The organism is Pseudomonas sp. LBUM1662, assembly GCF_059695915.1.
On record NZ_CP166793.1, the window covers coordinates 6,234,141 to 6,257,961 of the forward strand.

Genomic DNA, 23,821 nt, shown 5'->3' on the forward strand with positions numbered 1-23,821 from the left:
GTTTTTCCGCCAACTACACGTAGGAAAAACCTGTAGGCAGCGACGATTTGTCGCAGATCTTATTCTTTGTTGATTGAACGTTCAATCAAAACAAAATAGACTGGCCTTCAATCCGATAGACGTTTGACGTCCATCGGAAGGCCTAAGGAGATGTGCAAGATGCCCAAGGTCGGTATGCAACCCATCCGCCGCCAGCAGTTGATCGAAGCCACATTGCAGGCCGTAGATCAGGTCGGAATGGGGGACGCCAGCATTGCGCTGATCGCCCGTTTGGCCGGTGTCTCGAATGGCATCATCAGTCACTATTTTCAGGACAAGAACGGCCTGATTGCTGCCACGGCGCAGTATCTGATGAGCGTCCTCAGCGAGAACGTCACCGCGCGCCGTCAGGCGCTGACAGATGACAGCCCACGGGCGCATCTGCAGGTGATCATCGAAGGCAACTTCGACGCCAGCCAGGTCAATGGCCCGGCAATGAAAACCTGGCTGGCCTTCTGGGCCACCAGCATGCACCACCCGTCTTTGCACAGGTTGCAGCGGATCAACGATCACCGCCTGTATTCCAACCTGTGCTGCCAGTTCCGCCGTGTACTGCCGCTGGATGATGCACGCAGCGCAGCACGAGGCCTGGCAGCCCTCATTGACGGTTTGTGGTTGCGCGGCGCGCTGTCGGGAGATGCTTTCGACACTGAGCAAGCGCACCGCATCGCTTACGAATACATGGATTTCCAATTGGCCAAGCAGGTGAGTTAGAGCACACATAACCGCTCAACCCCTGAACTGCTACTGATCGGTGTTGCCACACCTATATGGCTTCACCGCAGTGGTCAACGCCAACCACTTATGCACTTGCGAGGACTTTATGGCCCGTTTCGAACTGCAAAAACTCTACATCGATGGCGGCTACTCCGACGCCAGCAGCGACGCCACTTTCGAAGCCATCAACCCGGCTAACGGTGAAGTCCTCGCAAAAGTACAACGTGCGACCAAGGAAGACGTCGAACGCGCTGTGGTCAGTGCAGAAAAGGGCCAGAAAATCTGGGCCGCGATGACCGCCATGGAGCGTTCGCGCATCCTGCGTCGCGCCGTCGACATCCTGCGCGAGCGCAACGATGAACTGGCCGCCCTGGAAACCCTGGACACCGGCAAATCGTTCTCCGAAACCAAGTACGTCGACATCGTCACCGGCGCTGACGTGCTGGAATACTACGCAGGTCTGGTTCCGGCCATCGAAGGCGAGCAGATCCCGCTGCGCACCACGTCGTTCGTCTACACCCGTCGCGAGCCGCTGGGCGTCGTCGCCGGTATCGGCGCGTGGAACTACCCGATCCAGATCGCCCTGTGGAAATCCGCTCCTGCCCTGGCGGCCGGTAACGCGATGATCTTCAAGCCAAGCGAAGTCACTTCCCTGACCACGCTGAAACTGGCCGAGATCTACACCGAAGCAGGCCTGCCAGCCGGCGTGTTCAACGTACTGACCGGCAGCGGCCGTGAAGTCGGCACCTGGTTGACCGAGCACCCGCGCATCGAAAAAATCTCCTTCACCGGCGGCACCGACACCGGCAAGAAGGTCATGGCCAGCGCCTCCGCTTCGTCGCTCAAAGACGTGACCATGGAACTGGGCGGCAAATCCCCGCTGATCATCTTCGATGACGCCGACCTCGATCGCGCCGCCGACACCGCGATGATGGCCAACTTCTACAGCTCCGGTCAGGTCTGCACCAACGGCACTCGCGTGTTCGTACCGACTCACCTGAAAGCCGCTTTCGAAGCCAAGATCGCTGAGCGCGTTGCGCGCATCCGCATCGGCAACCCGGAAGACGAGAACACCAACTTCGGCCCGCTGGTCAGCTTCGCCCACATGGAAAGCGTGCTGGGCTACATCGCCAAAGGTAAGGAAGAAGGCGCTCGCGTGCTGTGCGGCGGCGGTCGTCTGACCGACGGCGAATTCGCCAAAGGCGCGTTCGTGGCACCGACTGTGTTCACCGACTGCACCGACGAGATGACCATCGTTCGCGAAGAAATCTTCGGCCCGGTCATGGCGATCCTGACTTACGACACCGAAGAAGAAGTGATCCGTCGTGCCAACGACACCGACTTCGGCCTGGCTGCCGGTATCGTCACCAAGGACCTGAACCGCGCTCACCGCGTGATTCATCAACTGGAAGCCGGTATCTGCTGGATCAACGCCTGGGGCGAATCCGACGCCAAGATGCCGGTCGGCGGCTACAAGCAGTCGGGCGTGGGCCGTGAGAACGGCATCAGCTCGCTGAACAACTTCACACGCATCAAATCGGTACAGGTCGAACTGGGCGATTACGCCTCGGTGTTCTAAGCGCGAGCCTTGAATTGCCCGCGAGGCCGTCTTCGCGGGCAAGCCTCGCTCCTACAGGATCGGGGTTTGCCGCAGATTTTGTGCACGACGCCGAACCTGTAGGAGCGAGGCTTGCCCGCGAATCGAGTGCGTAGCACTCGCGATGGCCATGACCTGACCACTTTCAAAGAGGGTGCATTCAATGTCCCAAGAATTCGATTACATCATCATCGGTGCCGGCTCGGCCGGTAACACCCTGGCGACCCGTCTGACTGAAGACGAAGGCGTCACCGTCCTGCTGCTCGAAGCAGGCGGCCCGGACTACCGTCTGGACTTCCGCACGCAAATGCCGGCCGCTTTGGCGTTCCCGCTGCAAGGTCGTCGCTACAACTGGGCCTACGAAACCGATCCAGAGCCACACATGGACGGTCGCCGGATGGAATGCGGTCGCGGCAAAGGCCTCGGCGGTTCATCGCTGATCAACGGCATGTGCTACATCCGCGGCAACGCGATGGACTACGACAACTGGGCCAAGCTTCCGGGTCTTGAAGACTGGGATTACCTGAACTGCCTGCCGTATTTCCGCAAGGCCGAAACCCGCGACATCGGCCCGAACGACTACCACGGTGGCGACGGTCCGGTCAGCGTGACCACGCCGAAAGCCGGTAACAACCCGCTGTTCCACGCGATGGTTGAGGCAGGCGTGCAAGCCGGTTACCCGCGCACCGAAGACTTGAACGGTTACCAGCAAGAAGGCTTCGGCCCGATGGACCGTACCGTGACGCCGAACGGTCGTCGCGCCAGCACCGCTCGCGGTTACCTGGACGTCGCCAAGAAGCGTTCGACCCTGACCATCGTCACCCACGCCCTGACCGACAAGATCCTGTTCGAAGGCAAGCGTGCCGTTGGCGTGCGTTACCTGATTGGCGCCGCTGAAGAGCGCGTTGAAGCCCGTGCCCGCAAAGAAGTGCTGCTGTGCTCCGGCGCCATCGCTTCGCCGCAGATTCTGCAACGCTCCGGTGTCGGCCCGGCCGAACTGCTGAACAAGCTCGACATCCCGGTGGTCCATGACCTGCCAGGCGTCGGCGAAAACCTGCAGGATCACCTCGAGTTGTACCTGCAATACGCTTGCACCCAACCGGTCTCGCTGTACCCGTCGCTGCTCTGGTACAACCAGCCGGCCATCGGTGCCGAATGGCTGTTCAACGGCACCGGCATCGGCGCCAGCAACCAGTTCGAGGCCGGCGGTTTCATCCGTACCCGCGAAGAATTTGATTGGCCGAACATCCAGTACCACTTCCTGCCGGTCGCGATTAACTACAACGGCAGCAACGGCGTGAAAGAGCACGGTTTCCAGGCGCACATGGGTTCCATGCGTTCGCCGAGCCGTGGTCGCATCCAGGCCAAGTCCAAGGATCCGCGCGAGTACCCAAGCATCCTGTTCAACTACATGGCCACCGAGCAGGACTGGCAGGAATTCCGCGACGGCATCCGCCTGACCCGTGAAATCATGCAACAGCCTGCACTGGACGCTTTCCGTGGCCGCGAAATCAGCCCGGGCATCGACGTGCAAACCGATGAGCAGCTCGACAAGTTCATCCGCGAGCACGCCGAAACCGCGTTCCACCCGTCCTGCTCGTGCAAGATGGGCACCGACGAAATGGCCGTGGTCGATGGCGAAGGTCGTGTGCACGGCATGCAAGCCCTGCGCGTGGTCGATGCTTCGATCATGCCGATCATCACCACCGGCAACCTGAACGCGCCAACGATCATGATCGCCGAGAAAATCGCCGACAAGATCCGTGGTCGCCAGCCATTGCCGCGTAGCACGGCTGATTACTTCGTGGCCGGCGATGCGCCGGTGCGTGGCAAGCCGTTGCGGGATGTGAGCCTTACCGCTCAGTAAGTCGTAACACCGCGGTGCTGCCTTCGCGAGCAAGCCCGCTCCCACATTGGATCTCAGGTGTGCACAAAGTTTGTGTTCACTGAAGATCCATTGTGGGAGCGGGCTTGCTCGCGAAGAGGCCCGACCCAACAACACATCTCTTTCTGACACACCCCGGCAATCCCTTCCTACACCGATCCAAGCTTGATCCTACCCCCCGCGCAGGCCTAATCTAGCGCCACGCAATCGTTTCACCCCCCCTTCGCAACACCGCTGCACCGCCACTCCAGACCAAGGAGGTTCCCGAATGTTCGATTTCCACCCCCAGCTCAAGCAGCGCTTCGCTGCCTTGCGCACGGGCGCTGAATTCTTTTCGCTGCGTTATGTGCGCGAGTCCGGCCAGTACCTGTCGGTGCGCAAGAATGTCGCCGAACCTCCAAGCCTGAGCCGTGACGAAGGCGCGATGCTGACCGTGCGCGTCAACGGCGTCGAAGCCTACGCCGCGACCAACGACCTGTCGCAACAAGGCCTGCAAGCCGCGCTGGAACGAGCCGAGCAACAAGCCCGTCGACTCAAGCCCCACGCGCTACTCGACCTGCGCGAGCAAGCCGTCTCCAGCGACCGCGCCGACTACTTTTCGCCAAACCTCGACCAGCCCTTCCCGTCCCTGAGCGATTGCTATCAACTGCTCGGCGCCGAATCCGCGTCCGTGCCCAAGGACGAGCGCCTGGTGAACTGGCAGGTGAGCATCGGCATCACCCACGTCGAGCAGATCTACCTCAACAGCGCCGGCGCGGAACTGCGTCAGGCCCAACGTTTCGTCTACCCTGGCCTCGACGTCACCGCCTACGACGGCAGCGACAGCCAGACCCGCAGCCTGGGCCGCGAGAACTTCGGACAGCAAGGCAGTGCCGACGTCATCAGCCGCTGCGGTCTGGTCGGTGCCGGCCCAAAAGTCGCCGATCAAGCGCTGCAATTGCTGCTGGCGCCGAACACCCCGCAAGGGCCGCGCGACCTGTTGCTGATGCCGGATCAGATGATGCTGCAGATCCACGAATCCATCGGTCACCCGCTGGAACTGGACCGCATCCTCGGCGACGAGCGCAATTACGCTGGCACCAGTTTCGTCAAGGCAGAAGACTTCGGTCATCTGCAATACGGCTCGAAACTGCTCAACGTGACCTTCGACCCGGACATCCCGGAACAGCTCGCCAGCTACGGCCATGACGACGACGGCACTGCCGCGAGCAAGCAATTCCTGATCAAAGAAGGCCTGCTGCTGCGTCCATTGGGCGGCGCGCTGTCGCAATTTCGTGCAGGCATGGATGGCGTCGCCAACAGCCGCGCCTGCGGCTGGAACCGTCCGCCAATCGACCGCATGGCCAACCTGAATATCGAGCCCGGCGATCAACCGCTGGCACAACTGATCGGCAACATCGAGCACGGCATCATGATGTCGACCAACCGCTCGTGGTCCATCGACGATGCGCGCAACAAATTCCAGTTCGGTTGCGAATGGGCGCAGTTGATCGAAAACGGCGAGCTTAAAGGCGTGGTGAAAAACCCTAACTACCGGGCGATTTCCGCGCACTTCTGGAAGAGCCTCAGCGCCGTCGGCGATGCCAGCACCTTCAAGGTCTTGGGCACGCCGAACTGCGGCAAGGGCGAACCGAATCAGGTGATCCGCGTCGGCCATGCCTCGCCGGCCTGCGTGTTCAGCAACGTCGATGTATTTGGGGGAGACGCCTGATGAGTACTTCAAACACTCAGGCCGAGTCGTTCAAGGCTTTGGTCAACTGGCTGCGCGATGCGATTCGCGAGCCGGAGCAATTCACCCTCAGCTACGCCGCCGAGTCGTCGGCCTTCGTGCGTTTCAATCACGCCAAGGTGCGTCAGGCCGGTCAGGTGCAACAAGCGAGCGTCGGTTTCAAACTGATCAACGAAGGCCGGCATGCCGACCTCAACATCACGCTGGCCGGTGACCCGGAAGTCGACCGTCAGCGGTTGGCCGAAGGCCTGCAACAGCTGCGCGAAACCTTGCCGCTGCTGCCCCAGGATCCGTACCTGCTGCTCAACCACAATGGCTGGCAGAGCAAAAACGTGCAGGCGCATCCGCTGCCGGACACCGAGCAGGTGGTGGCCGAAATCACTCAGGCGGCCGAGGGTCTGGATCTGGTGGGTTTCTACGCCGCCGGGCCGATCAGTCGTGGCTTCGCCAGTTCTTCGGGCGCGTTTGGCTGGCATCAGGCCAACAGCTTCAATTTCGATTTCAGCCTGTTCCATGACAATGGCCAAGCGGTAAAAGCCAGCTACGCCGGGCACGACTGGAGCAGCGAAGGGTTTGCCAAACGCTTTGCACAGGCGCGCGAGCAGTTGGCGTTCCTCGGCCGACCGCAACGCACTCTGGCGCCGGGTCAGTACCGCGCCTACCTGGCGCCGGCAGCGCTGGGGGAAATCATGGATATGCTGGGCTGGGGCGGTTTCTCGGCGCAGTCGATTGCCAGCAAACACAGTCCGCTGCAGAAGCTGTATGCGGGCGACAGTTCGTTCAGCGCGCTGGTGTCGGTCGATGAAAAAGTCAGTGGCTCATTGAGCCCGGCGTTTTCCGGCGAAGGTTATCCACGCAGCGATCTTGGCTTGATCGTCGAAGGCAAGGCGGGCGCGCAGATGGTCAGCTCGCGCAGCGCAGCCGAGTACGGCTTGACCGCCAACGGCGCCAGCGGCGGTGAAATGCCGAGTGCCGTGAACATGGCGGCCGGTACGTTGCCTGACGCAGAGATTCTCAAGCAACTGGGCACGGGCCTGTACATCAGCAACCTCTGGTACCTGAACTACTCGGACCAACCGGCAGCGCGCCTGACCGGCATGACGCGGTTTGCGACGTTCTGGGTCGAGAACGGCGAGATTCAGGCGCCGGTGAGCACCATGCGCTTTGATGACAGCGCTTACAGCTTGCTTGGTTCGCAGCTGGAAGCGTTGACCGAGGAGCGTGAGTTGATGCTGTCGGCCAGCACCTATAGCCAGCGGGCCACGGCCTCGGCGTTGTTGCCGGGTGCGCTCGTCAGCAAGCTGACCTTGACCCTATAAAAGCTTCGCGGGCAAGCCTCGCTCCTACGGGATCGGGGATTGCCGCAGGTTTCTCGGCCGATGCTGAACCTGTAGGAGCGCGGCTTGCCCGCGAAGAAAGTCACCACGGATTATCTGACGCACACTGACAAGAGGTCCCATGCCCAACCGCCCGCCTCTCGACGCTGTCACCGCCCGCTGGGTGCCGTGGGTCGTCGCCATCGCTTTCTTCATGCAATCCCTCGACGGGACCATCCTCAACACCGCCCTGCCCGCCATGGCCCGCGACCTGGCCGAAGATCCGCTGCGCATGCAGGGCGTGATCATTGCCTACATGCTCACCGTCGCCTTGCTGATCCCCGCCTCGGGCTGGATCGCCGACCGCTTCGGCACCAAGAAGATTTTCTTCGGCGCGATCCTGCTGTTCAGCCTCGGCTCGTTGCTCTGCGCCTTGTCCAGCACCTTGAGCATGCTGATCGGTGCCCGGGTGATTCAGGGCCTGGGCGGTGCGCTGATGCTGCCGGTCGGGCGACTGGTGGTGCTGCGCGCCTACCCGCGCTCGGAGCTGGTGCGGATCATGGGCTTCATCACCATTCCCGGCCTGCTCGGCCCGTTGATCGGCCCGACCATGGGCGGCTGGATGGTCGAATACCTGACCTGGCACTGGATCTTCCTGATCAACCTGCCGGTGGGCGCCATCGGTTGCTACGCCGTGTGGCGGTTCATCCCCGACCTGCGTGGCAGCGAACGCACGCGTTTCGACAGCCTCGGCTTCTTGCTGTTTGGCGCGGCGATGGTGCTGATCACCATCGCCATGGAAGGCCTCGGCGAACTGCACCTGCCGCACTTGCGCGTGATGTTGCTGCTGTTCGGCGGCATGGCCTGCCTGGCGGCGTATTGGTTGCGGGCCGGGCACATCGATAATCCGTTGTTTGCGCCGTCGTTGTTCAAGACCCGGACATTTGCCGTGGGCATCCTCGGCAACCTGTTCGCCCGACTTGGCAGCGGCGCCCTGCCGTTTCTCGTGCCGTTGCTGCTGCAAGTGGCGCTGGGTTATTCACCGTCCCAGGCCGGGATGAGCATGTTGCCGCTGGCGGCTGCGGCAATGGTCGCCAAGTCGGTGGCGCGCCCGCTGATTGAGCGTCTGGGCTATCGCATCGTGCTGACCGGCAACACGTTGGCGCTGGGGCTGATGCTCGCGAGTATGGGCCTGGTCAGCGAGCAGACGCCGTACTGGCTGCTGTTGGTGATGCTGTCGATTCTGGGGGCGATCAACTCCTTGCAGTTCACCGCCATGAACACCGTGACCCTGATCGACCTCGACGACGCCAGCGCCAGCAGCGGCAACAGCCTGCTGTCGGTGGTTGCGCAATTGTCCCTGAGCCTCGGCGTTGCCTGCGCCGGCGCCTTGCTCGGCGGCTTTACCGCAGAGATCGGCAACGACGGTGTGGACACGGTGCTGGGCGCGTTCCAGCTGACCTTTGTGACGGTCGGGATCATGGCGATGCTGGCCGCGACGATCTTCTCGCAGCTTTCAAAGGAAGACGGACGGCGCGTCAGAAGTCCGGAAGAACACATAGAACCTTAGTTTCCAGACGATAAGTGCCTGCGCTCGACCATGCTGCGTTGAAAACAGGCTCGCAATGCTCATTGGCTAAAGCCAACTCCGCTTGCTCGCCTGTTTTCGCCTTGCCTGGCCTTCGCTCGGCGACTTCTCGTCTGGAAACTACGGGCGAATGGCCACGGGACTGATACACTGCGCGACATTTTGTTTTGCAGGCCAGTCCCGTGACCACCATCGCCACCGCTTTTAATACTTTGCCGCTGTCCGCCGCCATGCTGGCTAACCTCGACTCCCTCGGTTATGCCCAGATGACGCCGATCCAGGCGCAAAGCTTGCCGGTGATCCTGAAAGGGATGGACCTGATCGCCCAGGCCAAGACCGGCAGCGGCAAGACCGCGGCCTTCGGTATCGGCCTGCTGAACCCGATCAATCCGCGCTTCTTTGGTTGCCAGGCGCTGGTCATCTGCCCGACGCGTGAGCTGGCCGACCAGGTCGCCAAGGAACTCCGTCGTCTGGCCCGCGCCGAAGACAACATCAAGATCCTGACACTGTGCGGCGGCGTGTCCTTCGGCCCACAGATCGGCTCTCTGGAGCACGGCGCGCACATCATCGTCGGCACCCCGGGCCGCCTTCAGCAGCATTTGCGCAAAGGTTCGCTGGTGCTCCATGGCCTGAACACGCTGATCCTCGACGAAGCCGACCGCATGCTCGACATGGGCTTCTACGATTCCATCGAAGAAATCATCGCCCAGTGCCCGGAGCGTCGCCAGACCCTGCTGTTCTCCGCCACCTACCCGACGGGCATCAAGCAGTTGGCCGCGAAGTTCATGCGCAACCCTCAGATCGTGAAGGCCGAGGCGTTCCACGACGACACGCAGATCGAACAGCGTTTCTACGAGATTTCCCCGGAAGAGCGCATGGACGCCGTGGTCAAAGTCCTCGCACATCATCGTCCGGCGTCCTGCGTCGCCTTCTGCTTCACCAAGCAGCAGGTTCAGGAAACCGTCGACCACCTGACCTCCAAAGGCATCTCCGCCGTCGGCCTGCACGGCGATCTGGAACAGCGTGACCGTGACCAGGTACTGGCCATGTTCGCCAACCGCAGCACCTCGGTGCTGGTTGCCACCGACGTCGCCGCGCGCGGTCTGGACATCGATGCGCTGGACATGGTGATCAACGTCGAACTGGCCCGTGATTCGGAAATCCACATCCACCGTGTCGGCCGTACCGGTCGTGCGGGCGAGAAAGGGATTGCGATCAGCCTGGTCGCACCGTCCGAAGCCCACCGCGCCCAAGCCATCGAGCTACTGCAGAACTCGCCGTTGAGCTGGGATCAGCTGGAAAACCTCAAGTCCCAGGGCGGCGCACCGCTGCTGCCGGTGATGAGCACGCTGGTCATCGGCGCCGGCCGTAAAGACAAGGTTCGTCCGGGCGACATTCTGGGTGCACTCACGGGCGATGCCGGTATTCCGGGCGCTCAGGTCGGCAAGATCGCGATTTTCGACTTCCAGGCCTATGTGGCCGTGGAACGCGGGATCGCCAAGCAAGCCTTGCAGCGCCTGAACGACGGCAAGATCAAAGGCCGTTCGCTGCGCGTGCGTATCCTGTAAGAACACCGCTGCCCCCCGTAGGAGCGAGGCTTGCCCGCGAAGGGGACCGCGAGGCCGCCAAAAGCTTCGCGGGCAAGCCTCGCTCCTACAGGGATCGGGGTAAACCCTGAGATTTGTGTGAGGACACCGTTTTGCGCTCTACCGAAGTCGTGATCATTGGCGCTGGCGCCGCAGGGTTGATGTGTGCGCTGACCGCCGCCGGGCGTGGGCGCAAGGTGATGTTGCTCGACCATGCGAACAAGGCCGGCAAGAAAATCCTGATGTCGGGCGGTGGCCGCTGCAATTTCACCAACATGTACACCGAACCGGGCAATTTTCTCTCGCAAAACGAACACTTCTGCAAATCCGCACTGGCGCGCTACACCCAGTGGGATTTCATCGGCATGGTCGCCAAGCATGGCGTGCCGTACCACGAGAAGAAACTCGGCCAGTTGTTCTGCGATAACAAATCCAGCGACATCCTCGAGATGCTACTCAATGAGTGCGATCAGGTCGGCGTGAGCCTGCACCTGGACACCTCGATCCAGACCATCGAGAAGCTCGAAAGCGGTTACTTGCTCGACACCACGCTGGGCCAGATCACCTGTGAATCCCTGGTGATCGCCACCGGCGGTCTGTCGATCCCGACCCTGGGCGCCACCGGTTTTGGTTATCAAGTGGCCAAGCAGTTCGGCCACGACTTGCTGCCGACCCGCGCCGGCCTTGTGCCGTTCACCATCACCGATCAGCTCAAGGAATTGTGCACCGAGCTGTCCGGCACCTCGGTGGATTGCCTGGTCAGCTGCAACGATCAGAGCTTTCGCGAAAACATCCTGTTCACCCACCGCGGCCTCAGCGGTCCGGCGATTTTGCAGATTTCCTCGTTCTGGGAATCCGGCGACACCGTCGAGATCAACCTGATGCCGGACCACGACGTGCCGAGCTGGCTGCAACAACAGCAAGCCGACCGCCCGAACAGCGAGTTGAAAACCCTGCTCGGTGAAATCTTCACCAAGAAGATGGCCAACCTGCTGGCGGACAACTGGTTCGTCTCCAAGCCGATGAAGCAATACACCCACGCGGAAATCGCCGACATCGGCGAAAAACTGGCGAGCTGGAAAGTGGTTCCTGCCGGCACTGAAGGCTATCGCACCGCTGAAGTAACCCTGGGCGGCGTGGATACACGGGAAGTGTCGTCCAAGACCATGGAATCGCTGAAAAGCCCTGGCTTGTACTTCATCGGCGAAGTCCTCGATGTCACCGGGCATCTGGGCGGTTTCAACTTCCAGTGGGCCTGGGCCTCGGGTTACGCGGCTGCACAATTTGCCTAACCCCGCTCCCTGTAGGAGCTGTCGAGTGAAACGAGGCTGCGATCTTTTGATCTTCGGCAATTTTGAAATTGCCAAAAAACAAGATCAAAAGATCGCAGCCTCGCTTCACTCGACAGCTCCTACAGGGGAATACATTTCAAGGTGATGTTCGCCAGGGAAGGAACAGATTTTGCTGTCAGATGTGATCGGCGCCATTGCGTCGGCGTCATTACTGGCTCAATTTAGCGGCATTGCCTCGGAAGGCCTTCGCACTTCATGTCATCGACCTCATTTCGTCAGTCTTTGCGCCGTCTCTGGGCGCTGGATAAATTCAGCTACAGCGTGCGGGTGTTCATCGCCCTGACCGGCAGCATGGCCGTCTGTTGGTATCAGGATGAAATGGGACTGCTGATCCCGTTGTTCCTCGGGATCATCGCCAGCGCCCTGGCCGAGACCGACGACAGTTGGCAGGGCCGCCTCAACGCGCTGGCCGTGACGCTGGTGTGTTTTCTGGTCGCGGCGCTGTCGGTCGAATTGCTGTTCCCTTATCCCGTCTTTTTCATCATCGCCTTCGCCCTCGCCGCCTTCTGCCTGACCATGCTCGGCGCCCTCGGCGAACGTTATGGCGCGATTGCCTCGGCGACGTTGATTCTGTCGGTCTATACCATGATCGGCGTGGACCAGCGCGGCGGCGCAGTCACCGATTTCTGGCACGAACCGGTGCTGCTGGTGGCCGGTGCGGCCTGGTACGGCTTGCTCTCGGTGCTGTGGCAGGCGATGTTTTCCAACCAGCCGGTGCAGCAGAGCCTGGCGCGGTTGTTCCGCGAGTTGGGTTATTACCTGAAACTCAAAGCATCGCTGTTCGAGCCGATCCGGCAGATGGACGTAGAAGCGCGCCGCCTGGAACTGGCCCAGCAAAACGGTCGGGTGGTGGCGGCACTCAACGCCGCCAAGGAAATCATCCTGCACCGGGTCGGCAACGGTCGGCCGGGCTCGAAAGTCAGCCGCTACCTCAAGCTGTATTTCCTCGCCCAGGACATCCACGAGCGCGCCAGCTCTTCGCACTACCCTTATAACGCACTGGCCGAGGCGTTCTTCCACAGCGACGTACTCTTCCGCTGTCAGCGCCTGCTGCGACAGCAAGGCAAGGCTTGCCGGGCGCTGGCGGAATCGATCCAGATGCGCCAGCCGTTCATCTATGACGCCAGCTTCGCCGAAGCATTGAGCGACCTGCACGCGTCCATCGAACACCTGCGCTTCCAGAGCAACCCGGCCTGGCGCGGCTTGCTGCGTTCCTTACGAGCCTTGGCCGCCAACCTCGGCACCCTCGACCGCTTGCTCAGCGACGCCAGCAACCCCGACGCCCTCGCCGACGCCACCGACAGCAGCCTGCTCGACCGCTCGCCGCGCAACCTCAAGGATGTGTGGATTCGCTTGCGCACGCAGCTGACGCCGACCTCGCTGCTGTTCCGTCATGCACTGCGCCTGCCCCTGGCGCTGAGCATCGGCTACGGCATGGTGCATTTGATTCACCCGTCGCAGGGTTACTGGATCATCCTTACCACGCTCTTCGTTTGCCAGCCGAACTACGGCGCCACTCGGCGCAAACTCGGCCAGCGGATCATCGGCACCGCGATTGGCCTGACGGTGGCGTGGGCGTTGTTCGATCTGTTTCCCAATCCGCTGGTCCAGTCGTGCTTCGCGATTGCTGCCGGCGTGGTGTTCTTTATCAACCGCACCACCCGTTACACCTTGGCCACGGCCGCGATCACCCTGATGGTGCTGTTCTGCTTCAATCAGGTCGGGGATGGTTACGGACTGTTCCTGCCGCGGCTGTTCGATACCTTGCTCGGCAGCCTGATCGCCGGGTTGGCGGTGTTCCTGTTCCTGCCGGACTGGCAGGGCCGACGCCTGAACAAAGTGCTGGCGAACACCCTGACCTGCAACAGCATTTACCTGCGCCAGATCATGCAGCAATACGCCGCCGGCAAAAGCGACGACCTCGCCTATCGCCTGGCCCGACGCAACGCGCACAACGCTGACGCGGCATTGTCGACGACCCTGGCCAACATGCTTATGGAGCCGGGGCATTTCCGTAAGGAAGCGGATGTCGGGTTTCGTTTCCTGGTGCTGTCGCACACCTTGCTCAGCTACTTGTCGGGCCTGGGTGCACACCGTGAAACCCAGCTACCGGCGGATGTGCGCGAGCATTTGATCGACGGCGCGGGCGTGAGCCTGGCGGCCAGCATCGACGAGATCGCCCAAGGGCTGGCGAGCAAACAGCCGATTGCGATTCAGAGCGATGCGGAAGAGGCGCTGGCCAATACGCTTGAGCAGATGCCGGATGAGATCGATGAAGGGCAGCGGCTGGTGCAGACGCAGTTGGCGTTGATTTGCCGGCAGTTGGGGCCGTTGCGGACGTTGGCGGCGCATCTGATCAAGGACACCAGCGAGGCCTGAGATCTGTGGTGGCTGGGCGGGCCTCTTCGCGGGCAAGCCCGCTCCCACAGGGGACCGCGATCAAATGTGGGAGCGGGCTTGCTCGCGAAGGGGCCATCCGCCTCACCACAAAAACCGACCATCACATCCCATGCTGCTTCATCAACCGCTCATAACTCCCATCAGCCTTCATCTCCGCAATCTCGCGATCGAAACTGGCGACGATCTGTTCATGCTGCGGATTTTTCAGGCTGACCAATATGTGCAGGCTGTTCTCACTCAACGCCTTGGGCAGGAACTCCACTGAATTACGCACCTTGGAAGATTCCCGAGCCAGGTAATAACGGGCGACGTATTCGTCTTCCAGCGTCAACTTGACCCGATCCGCCGCAACCATGCGCACGGCCATCGCGAAGTTATGCACAGGGACTTTCTGCAACGACACGTCTTCATCGAATTCCGATGAATAGGCATAACCGCGCACCACCGCAATCGGGTAAGTGTGCAATTGCTGCAAGTTGTTGTATTCGATGGGCGCGTCTTTGCGCTTGAGAAAGCGCACGCGATTGAGCAGATACTCGCCGGAGAACTGGCCCAGTTTTGTGCGTTCCTCGGTGTACCAGGCGTTGACCAGCACGTCGTAACGGCCCTCGCCCACCCCGAGCAACGCTCGCGCCCACGGCACTTGTTCAAAATCGCTGGCGTAACCGGCCCGGGCCAGCGCGGTGCTGACGATGTCCGTGGCCAGCCCGCCATTGACCAGCGTGGCGTCGGTAAAGGGTGGCCAGGCGTCGGCGACCAGACGCAGCCTTTCTGCTGCCGCGCTCTGTGTCAGCAACAGCAATCCAATCAAAGCAAACGCTCGATGCAATCGCGGCATGCTAGAAAATCCTTAGCGGGCGGGCTGCCCGGCGTATTTTTCTGCCAAAACTCCAAGAACCATGTACCGACACTCAGGTACTCAACATTAGCTCATTGGAGCCACTGCACAGCGCTTCATCGCAGATTACACAAAGAAGACAGCGCCGCGCGAAATGAATGGTGGCATTTTGGCCTTTGTCACAGATTTCTTCGCCATAAAGACATATACCGCCGGGACGCTTAGTATCGGAACGACGTTGCTCAAGGAAAGTGAAGATGACAATCGATTGGGTCTGCAAACACCACAGCGATCTGGGGAAAGAGCAGCTGTACGCCATTCTGCAGTTGCGCGCGGAAGTGTTCGTCGTCGAACAGAAATGCGCTTATCAGGATGTCGATGGCCAGGATCTGGAAGGTGACACCTGCCATTTGATGGCGTGGGACGGGGATCGGCTGGTGGCCTACCTGCGTTTGCTCGACCCGGAAACGCAGGGCGGCGACGTGGTGATCGGGCGCGTGATTATTGCCCCTGGCGCCCGCGGCACCGGGCTGGGACATGAGTTGATGGCCCAGGCATTGAAGCAGGCCGGGAAGCATTGGCCCGAAATGCCGATCTATCTCTCGGCGCAATCGCATTTGCAGGGGTATTACGGGCGGTACGGGTTTGTGGTGTCGGGAGAGGAGTTTCTGGAGGATGACATTCCGCATATCGGGATGCGTCGTTCCTGAGAGCCTCTTCGCGGGCAAGCCTCGCTCCTACAGGGATTTCACCGCACCTGTAGGCGCGAGGCTTGCCCTCGAAGGCGTCAGCTGCATCGCCACAAATCACGGGTATTCCAACACCGCTTTTATCTGCCGCAAATTGCGCTCGATCCACCCCCGATCAATCGCCCCCCACTCACGAATCCGATAGCGCCCCGCATGATTGCGCGCGCCCTCTTCCTGTTCGAACTCGCAAATGATGTCCAGGTCCGCCAACGCCGCAATCGTGTCCTGCGCCGTGCGCCGGGGCATGCCCGTCACGTCGGTCAGCGCCGGGACGCTGCTCGCCAACCCGCTGTCGATCAAGTACGCCACGTACAACCGGCGATAGAAACTGCTCTTGGTCTTGCTGACATCCATCCAGACACTCCCTTTACTGCATATCCCGCCACGTCAGGTACACCCGAAGATCAAACTCCACCTGGTGATACCCCGGCAACATGTGTTCGCAGAGTTTGTAGAACGCTTTGTTGTGATCCGATTCCTTAAAATGCGCCAACTCATGCACCACGATCATTTTCAGAAACTCGGAAGGCGCTTCCTTGAACAGCGAGGCCACGCGGATTTCTTTTTTCGACTTGAGCTTTCCGCCCTGCACCCGCGAGATCGTCGTGTGCAAACCGAGGGCGCGATGGGTCAGGTCGAGACGGTTGTCGAACAGCACCTTGTCGATGGCCGGCGCATTGCGCAGGTATTCCTGCTTGAGGTCCAGCGCGTAGGTGTACAGCGCCTTGTCGCTCTGCACCGCGTGTTTTTCCGGGTAGCGCTGGCTCAGGTAGTCGCCGAGCCGATCTTCGACGATCAACTGGCGCACCTGGTCTTGCAACGCAGCGGGATAGGCCTGGAGGTATTTCAACGCGGTCATCAGGGGCGGCAACACAATCACGGAAAAGGTCGCCAGTGTAGCGAATTCAGCCGGTCAGCGCGCTCCAGTCAAACGGCTCCACAAAGTCGCCAGCGTCCTCGGCCATCATCGGCCGCCCCACCAGAAAACCTTGTACGTACTGGCAACCATTGGCTTGCAGCCATTCATATTGCGAGACGGTTTCGACCCCTTCGGCAATCACCAGCATGCCGTATTGCTTGCACAGGTCGATCACATTGCGCACCAGTGCCGCATCCCGTGCGGACTCCGGCAATCGGGCGATCAGATGCCGATCAAGCTTGAGCGTGTCCAGCTCCAGGTCGCGCAGATGCGCCAGTGAGCACGGCCCGGAACCGAAATCATCCAGCGCTACCCGCACCCCGAGATTGCGCAGCAGGCGCAGGGTCTTGCGGGTTTCTTCGGGGTTTTGCATCAACGCTTCTTCCGTCACTTCGACTTCCAGATGACGCGGCTGCAAACCGTGACGTTCCAGCACCTGACGCAATTCAGTGACCAGATTGGGCATGCCGAACTGGGTGCTGCTCAAACTGACGCCCAGCACCAGATCCTCGGCGAACAAAGTTTCCCAGGCTTTGCGCTGGCCCGCCCCGCGGTGGTAAATCCAGCTGCCCAGACGACTGATCAGCCGCGCCTCTTCCAGCAATGGCAAAAACAGCCCCGGCGGTACGTCGCCGACGCTCGGGTGCTGCCAGCGCAGCAACGCTTCAAAGCCACGAATCTGCCCGCTGCCAATGGCCACCTGCGGCTGATACACGAGGTTGAAATCACGGTTCTCAATGGCGGCACGCACGCTTTCTTCGAGCATCAGCCGCGAGCGCGCCCGACCATTCATGTCGTGGTCGTAGAAACGATATTGTTGCCGGCCCGCACGCTTGGCTTCGTACATGGCGATGTCCGAGGCACGCAGCAAGCCATCGAGATTTGAGCCGCAATCCGGGTACGTGGCGATGCCGATGCTGGCGCCCAAGGCGATATCCAGGCCATCAATCTGCTGACAGATCGACACGCGCTCAATGAGCTTCTCGGCAATCTTCGCCGCTTGCTCCGGGAATTCCAGATCCAGCAGCGCCGTGAACTCGTCGCCGCCCATGCGCGCCAGAATGTCGAAGGGCCGCAGACAGGCTTTCAATTGCTCGGACACCCAGCGCAGCACCCGATCGCCGGCATCGTGACCGAGGGAATCGTTGACGCGCTTGAAGCCGTCGAGGTCCAGGTACAACAGCACCCAGGCACTGTCAGAGCGTTCGCCGCGCAGCAGCAGATTTTCAACCGTCTGATAAAAACCACGACGGTTGAGCAGCCCGGTCAGCGGATCCGTCACCGCCTGGAATTCCAGTTGCTGATGCAGATGGCGCACCACCGACATGTCCAGCACCGTCACCACCATCGCATGTTGCTCGCTGGGCAACGGCGCGCAAGACAGCGCCACCGGCACTTGCTGGCCGGGCGCCGTTCGCAGCAGCGCGTCGTGCAGTCGCAGGGTTTCGCCACGTTTGTAACCGGTGTAAAGGTCAGAATCCGCCCAGACCGGGATATGTGGCTTTTGCAGGAAATCCAGAAACTCTCTGCCTTGCAGGTCCTTCACCGTGGCGTTGAGCAACCGCGACATCGCCGGGTTGGCAAAGCGGATCAGGCCGTCCTCACCCACCACCAGGATGCCTTCGGCGGCGTTGTCCAGCACCGAGGCGTTAAACGCGCGAGCGACCTCCAGATCGCGGCTCAGGCGCTGCAACGCACGGCGATTGCGCTGATGCTCGAGCAACGCCTGGACTTTGGGCTTGAGGATTTGCGGGTCGAACGGCTTGAACAGGTAATCCACCGCGCCACTGGCATAGCCCTTGATCACGGCGTCCTGGGACTGTTCGTTGGCGGTGAGGAAAATAATCGGTGTGAGACGGGTTCGCTGACTGCCGCGCATCAGGCGTGCGACTTCGAAACCGTCCATGCCCGGCATCTGCACGTCCAGCAGCACCAGGTCGACGTCGTGTTCGAGTAAAAGACTGAGGGCTTCAAAACCGGACGCCGCAGTAATGACCTGCCAATCCTGGCGCTGGAGCAAGGCGCGCATGCTGATCAGGTTTTCAGGGTAATCATCGACAATTAAAAGGATCGAGCTGCCTTCGGCTGGCGTGGGTTGCGCGCATTCCATGCTGCTTCTCTTATTCGGGGCGTCAGGCCGGTTTCTCGTGAAAACCGGACAAATACTGAGACTTCACTCTAGACCGGGATCCACAAAAGCAGAAGCTGTCCGTGCGCCATCATTTAACCATCACGTACATTTGCCGACTAACGGTCGCTTCTACAGCCCCCTGAAACCGGGAAAGATGGCCTTTTAACAGGATTTTGACGCCATCCGTTTGTCATTTACTCATTAACAAATTGAACTTCTGCGCTTATAAGGATGGCCCCAAGGCGCGTGCCAGAGCTTCTGGAACGTGCGTGCAGTAAAAAAACGTGGAAGCTTTTGTCTATGATTGATCTCGCAACCTGGAACCTCAGTGTTCCTGTCGGCAACCCGCCTTACACCGTTGAAACCGCCAAACTGGTGAAAGGCTTCAAGGATCAATACTTCCACTCCGACACCGGCACTCTGTTTTTCTGGGCTCCGGTCACCGGTTCCAAAACTGAAAATGCAAAATACCCCCGCACCGAACTTCGCGAAACCTACAGCAACGGCACCCTGAAAAACTGGCTCTACCCGGACGCCGACAACTCCCTGCGCGCCACCCTCGCGGTCAACCAGGTACCAAGTTCAGGCAAAATCGTCATCGGCCAGATCCACGCCTATGAAAGCCAGAAACCCTTGGTGAAGCTCGAATACCAGTACAAGACCAGCACCTCTACCGGCAACATCGTCGCCAAGGTGCGCATGCACCCGGATGACGGCGAAGGTCGGGTCATCACCATCGCCACTGGGGTGAAACTTGACCGCGAGTTTTCCTACCTCATCCACCTGAGCCCTGGCGGTGCATTGGGCATCAGCGCGGCGGGTTATCAGTGGGACACCGACATCAGCAAGACCTGGCGCGACAAGCCGCTGTACTTCAAGGCTGGGGTTTATGTGCAGGACCACACCGGGTACAAGAGTGAAGGTGGGAAAGTGACGTTCAGCAAGCTGGATATTGATCACGATAAGTAACCCCCGCAGCCCGCAACCTCTGTAGCAGCTGACGAGCAGCGCGAGGCTGCGTCCGACTGCACAGCAGTCGCAAACCGGCTGACGCGTTTCTTCAGGAACAACGTGTTTACCGGATTGCGACCGCTTCGCGGCCGGACGCAGCCTCGCAGGCTCGACAGCTGCTACAGCGTCCTAAAAACGCGTAGGACGCCTCCGACCATGGTGAGGGGGTTTGCTCCCGCAGGGCTACGAAGTAGCCCAAAATCCTGCCACCCGATTCCCATAGACACACCACACCCCCGATTTACGGCGCCTGCGCCGCCGAACGATAGCGAGCTACCTCGCCACAATGCCCACCTGCACGTCCTACAGCCCGGTTGCGGCTACCCGAATCGCTGCCTAAAGTTGGCCTGTCGCTGACACCGTCGGCGATAGGGTTTCGCAGCCCTCGTGATACGTGTAGTAACCTAGCGCCTCGAAAAAGAGAGGTGCATCAGCACCCGTCCTCCTTTTCATGGTGGCTGTGTGTGGGAGACCTTCGGGTCTGCCGGGTTCCTCGTATCCCTGGTCTGCGAACCCGCACATAGCTACCACCCCAATCGTTTCGCAGCGAACGGTAGTAGCTCTTCTTTCAGATACGAGGAAGATTTACTAATGCCAATGAACAATCCGCCACGCCGCTTCACCCCAATGTCCCAATTCGCCACCGATTACCCCGTCCTGCTCATCGACAGCGACGCCCCGATCCGCGAACTGCACAACTGCCTCAGCGAACGCCTCAACGCCGTCCTCAAATATCTGAACCTCATGGCCTGCACCAGCCTGCCGGACTACGCTGAGAACGACATCAACACCGTCACCAACATCGCCCGGATCATGGTTCAGGACATTGCTGACGTGTTTGGAGTGATTGAGCAGCGTGGGTTTGACGTAACGAAAGCTCAATAGCCGATTCACAGACAGGCAATAAAAACCCGCAGCAATGCGGGTTTTATTAAGGATGATTAAACAAATCTGCCCACTTTCTAATTTTCGCACTGACCCAATATCGACTCTAATGTGCCAGTACTCTAGAAATCCACTTCTATACCGACCTCATTTCAAGGTGTATGGTTGAGTGGTCTCCAACGCCGTAATCCGACAATGTCCTCCCGTCCTCAAGCTGTTTGCCTTCATAAATCAATCTAATCTTATCAGGCGGAAATCCCTTTTTATCTTGTATCTTCGACTTTATATTCTCAATGGAGTCCGAGGAATCAGCGAACACATCAAATACCTCCCCACCATGAAGCTCGATGTGAATACACTCCACGCCAAACACCGTAGTCCGGGTCCCTTTTAGACTCAAAATATTCCGACGAAGAATATTCAGCTCATAGGGATTTTCCTCGGTAGAGATTGTAATCATTGACGCATCTACCGATCGAAGTATGCTGTTAAACTCTCGAAGCACATAGCTATTTAAATCTGAATCATAAACGTTAGCCTTCACATATATAGGCTTTCCAATAGTTGATTCTTCTATCCGCTGAGATATCGCATTACTCATAATATATAACCCTCTCACTCTTATAACGCGAGACTGAAAAAAAAGAAAAAGAAGAGGAACAAATCCATTTATCGACATATCCTCTCCATCTTCCCGCCATGCGATAAACGATAGGCTGTAGAACTCAAAAGCTCACCTGTAAAACATGACAGTTTTTAATACATTTTCGCGATAATTTGATAACCAAAGGAACCATACCTGGCGCCTTGCCCGCTGCACCTTTTTCTGGAACAAACGATTATTTCCTCCGAACGCAGTTAATCAGAGGCGCCCTTCAGCGCGGACAATTGACGGGGAGCCCACGATTCACAGATGAGATAGAACAAATCACTGGGACGCGAATATCGCATCGCACGCGAGGCCGGCCTGCGAAGTAAACCGAATGTAGGCACTAAAGGAGGACGATTAAATAAATTCCCCTTTTGTCATTCACTCACGAAAAAAGCGTCCAACAAAAAGTGACGGATCTATTGATCAAACAGATCCGCCAGCGACTAGCGCAACAAACGAAAAAACAGAGAAAAGATCAGACAATTATACTTGACCCACGCCACAATTTGATCCTTGATTATGCATCATGGATACCGGTAGGCGGGTGGATATATACATCTTTTGCAAGGCTCCAATCGGAATACGTCATATTGTCTAGTGTTTGTCGCACGCAAACCGGAATTACTTGATCTTTGAAGTTTTGGATAATCTGTTCGTACGTGACAAAGTCATACTTCCCCGTGCCGTCAGCGACGCCAGAACCAAGCTGTTCGCCTGTATGCGCTTTGTGTAAATACACTCTATACCCTTTAGAAGCTCGTCCAGATACAATGATCGCGCCCGGGCTACTTTTGACTAAGTCGATGGTTGCAGACATGATGTGTAATTCCCTTTCTGGTGGATTGAGACAGGTTTATTTAATAAAGCGAAAAAAGAAAAAAGGGGACAGATTTATTTATGGTCTCTATTCTTTTTTTGTTTTTCGTAGACAAGGCTAGCTCGATAAATGTAAACGGTCACCTGTAATAAATGACAGTCATCAATATCTTTTCGCTATAAAAATACAGTTTTTTCGAAAAAATATTGTCTAAAATTGAGGCAGATTTATTTAATCGATTGCCTACTACTATGCTTCACCCTTTACTACAAGTAAGCAGGAAGCTAAATGCCCAGAATGGCGTGTTGGAACAAAGAGGACAGATTTATTTATCCAGAGCATGGGAGCAGTCTGAAATGATCGCCCACAAAAAAACCCGCCTCTCGGCGGGTTTTTTATGCGACTAAAACGCTGAAAACTTAGTTAACCTTAGCGTTCAACTCACCCTTCAAATAACGCTGATACATCCCTTCCAGCGAGATCGGCTTGATCTTCGAAGCATTACCGGCAGTACCGAAAGCCTCATAACGAGCGATACACACATCACGCATCGCCGTCACAGTCGCGCCGAAGAATTTACGCGGGTCGAACTCGCTTGGGTTGGTGGCCATCAGGCGACGCATCGCACCGGTGGATGCCAGACGCAGGTCAGTGTCGATGTTGACCTTGCGCACGCCGTGCTTGATGCCTTCGACAATCTCTTCAACCGGAACGCCGTAGGTTTCTTTGATGTCGCCGCCGTACTGGTTGATGATCGCCAGCCAGTCTTGCGGAACCGAAGACGAACCGTGCATCACCAGGTGGGTGTTCGGAATGCGTTTGTGGATCTCTTTGATGCGGTCGATGGCCAGCACGTCGCCGGTAGGTGGCTTGGTGAACTTGTACGCGCCGTGGCTGGTGCCGATGGCGATGGCCAGGGCGTCGACCTGGGTGCGTTTGACGAAGTCAGCGGCTTCTTCCGGGTCGGTCAGCATTTGGCTGTGATCCAGAACGCCTTCGGCGCCGATGCCGTCTTCTTCACCGGCCATGCCGGTTTCCAGCGAACCCAGGCAGCCCAGCTCGCCTTCTACCGAGACGCCGCAGGCGTGAGCCATGGCCACGGTTTGTTGGGTGACACGCACGTTGTAGTCGTAGTCGGTCGGGGTCTTGCCGTCTTCGCCCAGGGAACCGTCCATCATCACCGAGCTGAAGCCCAGTTGGATGGAGCGCTGGCAGACATCAGGGCTGGTGCCGTGGTCCTGGTGCATGCACACCGGGATGTGCGGGAATTCTTCGATGGCGGCCAGGATCAGGTGACGCAGGAACGGTGCACCGGCGTATTTGCGAGCACCGGCCGAAGCCTGGACGATCACCGGGGAGTCAGTCTTGTCAGCGGCTTCCATGATGGCGCGCATCTGCTCAAGGTTGTTGACGTTGAAGGCTGGAACGCCGTAGCCGAACTCGGCTGCGTGGTCCAGCATCTGGCGCATGCTGATAAGTGCCATTGTGTGTCTCTCTCCCGGTTTGGGTCGTTAATCGTGCCAGCCTGCCGTAGCGGCGGCGGCTATTCAAGTTATTGCAGATCGGGGGTTGGCCCGGGCTGCGAATTCGGTGTTGCCAAAATCTCTATA

The 23,821-nt window shown here is 59.0% G+C and carries 19 protein-coding genes; 12 read left to right on the top strand and 7 right to left on the bottom strand.

Annotated features, from left to right (window positions below; translation table 11 throughout):
* The first annotated feature begins 159 nt into the window (after positions 1–159).
* The 9 genes from betI to yccS all read left to right on the top strand — a co-directional run bounded on the left by betI (position 160) and on the right by yccS (position 14,188).
* Positions 160–753 (top strand): transcriptional regulator BetI, encoded by a 594-nt coding sequence (betI, locus tag ACA049_RS28435; protein ID WP_150711219.1) that lies wholly within the window; start codon positions 160–162, stop codon positions 751–753.
* A gap of 109 nt (positions 754–862) precedes the next feature.
* Complete coding sequence (gene betB, locus ACA049_RS28440) at positions 863–2,335, top strand: betaine-aldehyde dehydrogenase (protein ID WP_497331480.1); 1,473 nt, start codon at positions 863–865, stop codon at positions 2,333–2,335.
* Between the two features lie 181 nt (positions 2,336–2,516).
* Complete coding sequence (betA, locus tag ACA049_RS28445; protein WP_497331482.1) at positions 2,517–4,220, top strand: choline dehydrogenase; 1,704 nt, start codon at positions 2,517–2,519, stop codon at positions 4,218–4,220.
* Positions 4,221–4,506: 286 nt separating this feature from the next.
* A complete protein-coding gene (locus tag ACA049_RS28450; RefSeq protein ID WP_497331484.1) occupies positions 4,507–5,949 on the top strand; it encodes a TldD/PmbA family protein in 1,443 nt (480 codons plus the stop codon).
* Complete coding sequence (locus ACA049_RS28455; RefSeq protein WP_497331486.1) at positions 5,949–7,286, top strand: TldD/PmbA family protein; 1,338 nt, start codon at positions 5,949–5,951, stop codon at positions 7,284–7,286. Before ACA049_RS28450 ends, ACA049_RS28455 begins: the two co-directional genes overlap by 1 nt.
* 139 nt (positions 7,287–7,425) lie before the next feature.
* Positions 7,426–8,853 carry a multidrug transporter subunit MdtD gene (mdtD, locus tag ACA049_RS28460; protein WP_497331488.1) on the top strand — a complete coding sequence of 476 codons (1,428 nt, stop codon included), beginning with the start codon at positions 7,426–7,428 and terminating at the stop codon, positions 8,851–8,853.
* 200 nt (positions 8,854–9,053) lie between these two features.
* A complete protein-coding gene (gene dbpA, locus ACA049_RS28465) occupies positions 9,054–10,439 on the top strand; it encodes an ATP-dependent RNA helicase DbpA (RefSeq protein WP_497331490.1) in 1,386 nt (461 codons plus the stop codon).
* Positions 10,440–10,570: 131 nt separating this feature from the next.
* Positions 10,571–11,749, top strand: coding sequence for a BaiN/RdsA family NAD(P)/FAD-dependent oxidoreductase (locus ACA049_RS28470; RefSeq protein WP_497331492.1), 1,179 nt, complete (start codon positions 10,571–10,573; stop codon positions 11,747–11,749).
* Positions 11,750–12,004: 255 nt separating this feature from the next.
* Positions 12,005–14,188, top strand: a complete 2,184-nt coding sequence (gene yccS / locus ACA049_RS28475) for a YccS family putative transporter (RefSeq protein WP_497331494.1) — start codon at positions 12,005–12,007, stop codon at positions 14,186–14,188.
* Between the two features lie 121 nt (positions 14,189–14,309).
* Here yccS and ACA049_RS28480 read toward each other — a convergent pair whose 3' ends face one another.
* Positions 14,310–15,047: a substrate-binding periplasmic protein gene (locus ACA049_RS28480; protein WP_497331496.1), complete on the bottom strand. Its 738-nt coding sequence runs from the start codon at positions 15,045–15,047 to the stop codon at positions 14,310–14,312.
* Between the two features lie 257 nt (positions 15,048–15,304).
* On the opposite strand from ACA049_RS28480, the gene ACA049_RS28485 reads away from it, so the two are divergent.
* Positions 15,305–15,757, top strand: coding sequence for a GNAT family N-acetyltransferase (locus ACA049_RS28485; RefSeq protein WP_497331498.1), 453 nt, complete (start codon positions 15,305–15,307; stop codon positions 15,755–15,757).
* A gap of 96 nt (positions 15,758–15,853) precedes the next feature.
* Here ACA049_RS28485 and ACA049_RS28490 read toward each other — a convergent pair whose 3' ends face one another.
* Genes ACA049_RS28490 through ACA049_RS28500 form a run of 3 tightly spaced genes read right to left on the bottom strand, consistent with a single transcriptional unit; the run spans position 15,854 to position 18,825 of the window.
* The gene (locus ACA049_RS28490; protein ID WP_102672284.1) at positions 15,854–16,150 is read right to left on the bottom strand and encodes a winged helix-turn-helix domain-containing protein; all 297 of its coding nucleotides are present in this window, start codon (positions 16,148–16,150) and stop codon (positions 15,854–15,856) included.
* Positions 16,151–16,163: 13 nt separating this feature from the next.
* Positions 16,164–16,655, bottom strand: a complete 492-nt coding sequence (locus ACA049_RS28495) for a M48 metallopeptidase family protein (protein WP_109636241.1) — start codon at positions 16,653–16,655, stop codon at positions 16,164–16,166.
* 46 nt (positions 16,656–16,701) lie between these two features.
* The gene (locus tag ACA049_RS28500; protein ID WP_497331500.1) at positions 16,702–18,825 is read right to left on the bottom strand and encodes a putative bifunctional diguanylate cyclase/phosphodiesterase; all 2,124 of its coding nucleotides are present in this window, start codon (positions 18,823–18,825) and stop codon (positions 16,702–16,704) included.
* Positions 18,826–19,146: 321 nt separating this feature from the next.
* On the opposite strand from ACA049_RS28500, the gene ACA049_RS28505 reads away from it, so the two are divergent.
* Both ACA049_RS28505 and ACA049_RS28510 read left to right on the top strand, forming a co-directional pair.
* The gene (locus ACA049_RS28505; protein ID WP_497331502.1) at positions 19,147–19,815 is read left to right on the top strand and encodes a polysaccharide lyase family 7 protein; all 669 of its coding nucleotides are present in this window, start codon (positions 19,147–19,149) and stop codon (positions 19,813–19,815) included.
* 633 nt (positions 19,816–20,448) lie between these two features.
* Positions 20,449–20,742 carry a fructose-bisphosphate aldolase gene (locus tag ACA049_RS28510; RefSeq protein WP_497331504.1) on the top strand — a complete coding sequence of 98 codons (294 nt, stop codon included), beginning with the start codon at positions 20,449–20,451 and terminating at the stop codon, positions 20,740–20,742.
* A 136-nt stretch (positions 20,743–20,878) separates the two neighbouring features.
* Here ACA049_RS28510 and ACA049_RS28515 read toward each other — a convergent pair whose 3' ends face one another.
* The 3 genes from ACA049_RS28515 to fba all read right to left on the bottom strand — a co-directional run bounded on the left by ACA049_RS28515 (position 20,879) and on the right by fba (position 23,695).
* Positions 20,879–21,421: a ubiquitin-like protein gene (locus tag ACA049_RS28515; RefSeq protein ID WP_497331506.1), complete on the bottom strand. Its 543-nt coding sequence runs from the start codon at positions 21,419–21,421 to the stop codon at positions 20,879–20,881.
* 490 nt (positions 21,422–21,911) lie between these two features.
* Positions 21,912–22,211 carry a hypothetical protein gene (locus ACA049_RS28520; RefSeq protein ID WP_497331508.1) on the bottom strand — a complete coding sequence of 100 codons (300 nt, stop codon included), beginning with the start codon at positions 22,209–22,211 and terminating at the stop codon, positions 21,912–21,914.
* A 419-nt stretch (positions 22,212–22,630) separates the two neighbouring features.
* Positions 22,631–23,695: a class II fructose-bisphosphate aldolase gene (fba, locus tag ACA049_RS28525; RefSeq protein WP_109635505.1), complete on the bottom strand. Its 1,065-nt coding sequence runs from the start codon at positions 23,693–23,695 to the stop codon at positions 22,631–22,633.
* Between the last annotated feature and the right edge of the window lie 126 nt (positions 23,696–23,821).

Coding starts and splice junctions, on each gene's coding strand:
- betI (WP_150711219.1), top strand. CDS start 160: ATGCCCAAGGTCGGTATGCAACCCATCCGCCGCCAGCAGTTGATCGAA.
- betB (WP_497331480.1), top strand. CDS start 863: ATGGCCCGTTTCGAACTGCAAAAACTCTACATCGATGGCGGCTACTCC.
- betA (WP_497331482.1), top strand. CDS start 2,517: ATGTCCCAAGAATTCGATTACATCATCATCGGTGCCGGCTCGGCCGGT.
- ACA049_RS28450 (WP_497331484.1), top strand. CDS start 4,507: ATGTTCGATTTCCACCCCCAGCTCAAGCAGCGCTTCGCTGCCTTGCGC.
- ACA049_RS28455 (WP_497331486.1), top strand. CDS start 5,949: ATGAGTACTTCAAACACTCAGGCCGAGTCGTTCAAGGCTTTGGTCAAC.
- mdtD (WP_497331488.1), top strand. CDS start 7,426: ATGCCCAACCGCCCGCCTCTCGACGCTGTCACCGCCCGCTGGGTGCCG.
- yccS (WP_497331494.1), top strand. CDS start 12,005: ATGTCATCGACCTCATTTCGTCAGTCTTTGCGCCGTCTCTGGGCGCTG.
- ACA049_RS28480 (WP_497331496.1), bottom strand. CDS start 15,047: ATGCCGCGATTGCATCGAGCGTTTGCTTTGATTGGATTGCTGTTGCTG.
- ACA049_RS28485 (WP_497331498.1), top strand. CDS start 15,305: ATGACAATCGATTGGGTCTGCAAACACCACAGCGATCTGGGGAAAGAG.
- ACA049_RS28490 (WP_102672284.1), bottom strand. CDS start 16,150: ATGGATGTCAGCAAGACCAAGAGCAGTTTCTATCGCCGGTTGTACGTG.
- ACA049_RS28495 (WP_109636241.1), bottom strand. CDS start 16,655: ATGACCGCGTTGAAATACCTCCAGGCCTATCCCGCTGCGTTGCAAGAC.
- ACA049_RS28500 (WP_497331500.1), bottom strand. CDS start 18,825: ATGGAATGCGCGCAACCCACGCCAGCCGAAGGCAGCTCGATCCTTTTA.
- ACA049_RS28505 (WP_497331502.1), top strand. CDS start 19,147: ATGATTGATCTCGCAACCTGGAACCTCAGTGTTCCTGTCGGCAACCCG.
- ACA049_RS28510 (WP_497331504.1), top strand. CDS start 20,449: ATGCCAATGAACAATCCGCCACGCCGCTTCACCCCAATGTCCCAATTC.
- ACA049_RS28515 (WP_497331506.1), bottom strand. CDS start 21,421: ATGTCGATAAATGGATTTGTTCCTCTTCTTTTTCTTTTTTTTCAGTCT.
- ACA049_RS28520 (WP_497331508.1), bottom strand. CDS start 22,211: ATGTCTGCAACCATCGACTTAGTCAAAAGTAGCCCGGGCGCGATCATT.
- fba (WP_109635505.1), bottom strand. CDS start 23,695: ATGGCACTTATCAGCATGCGCCAGATGCTGGACCACGCAGCCGAGTTC.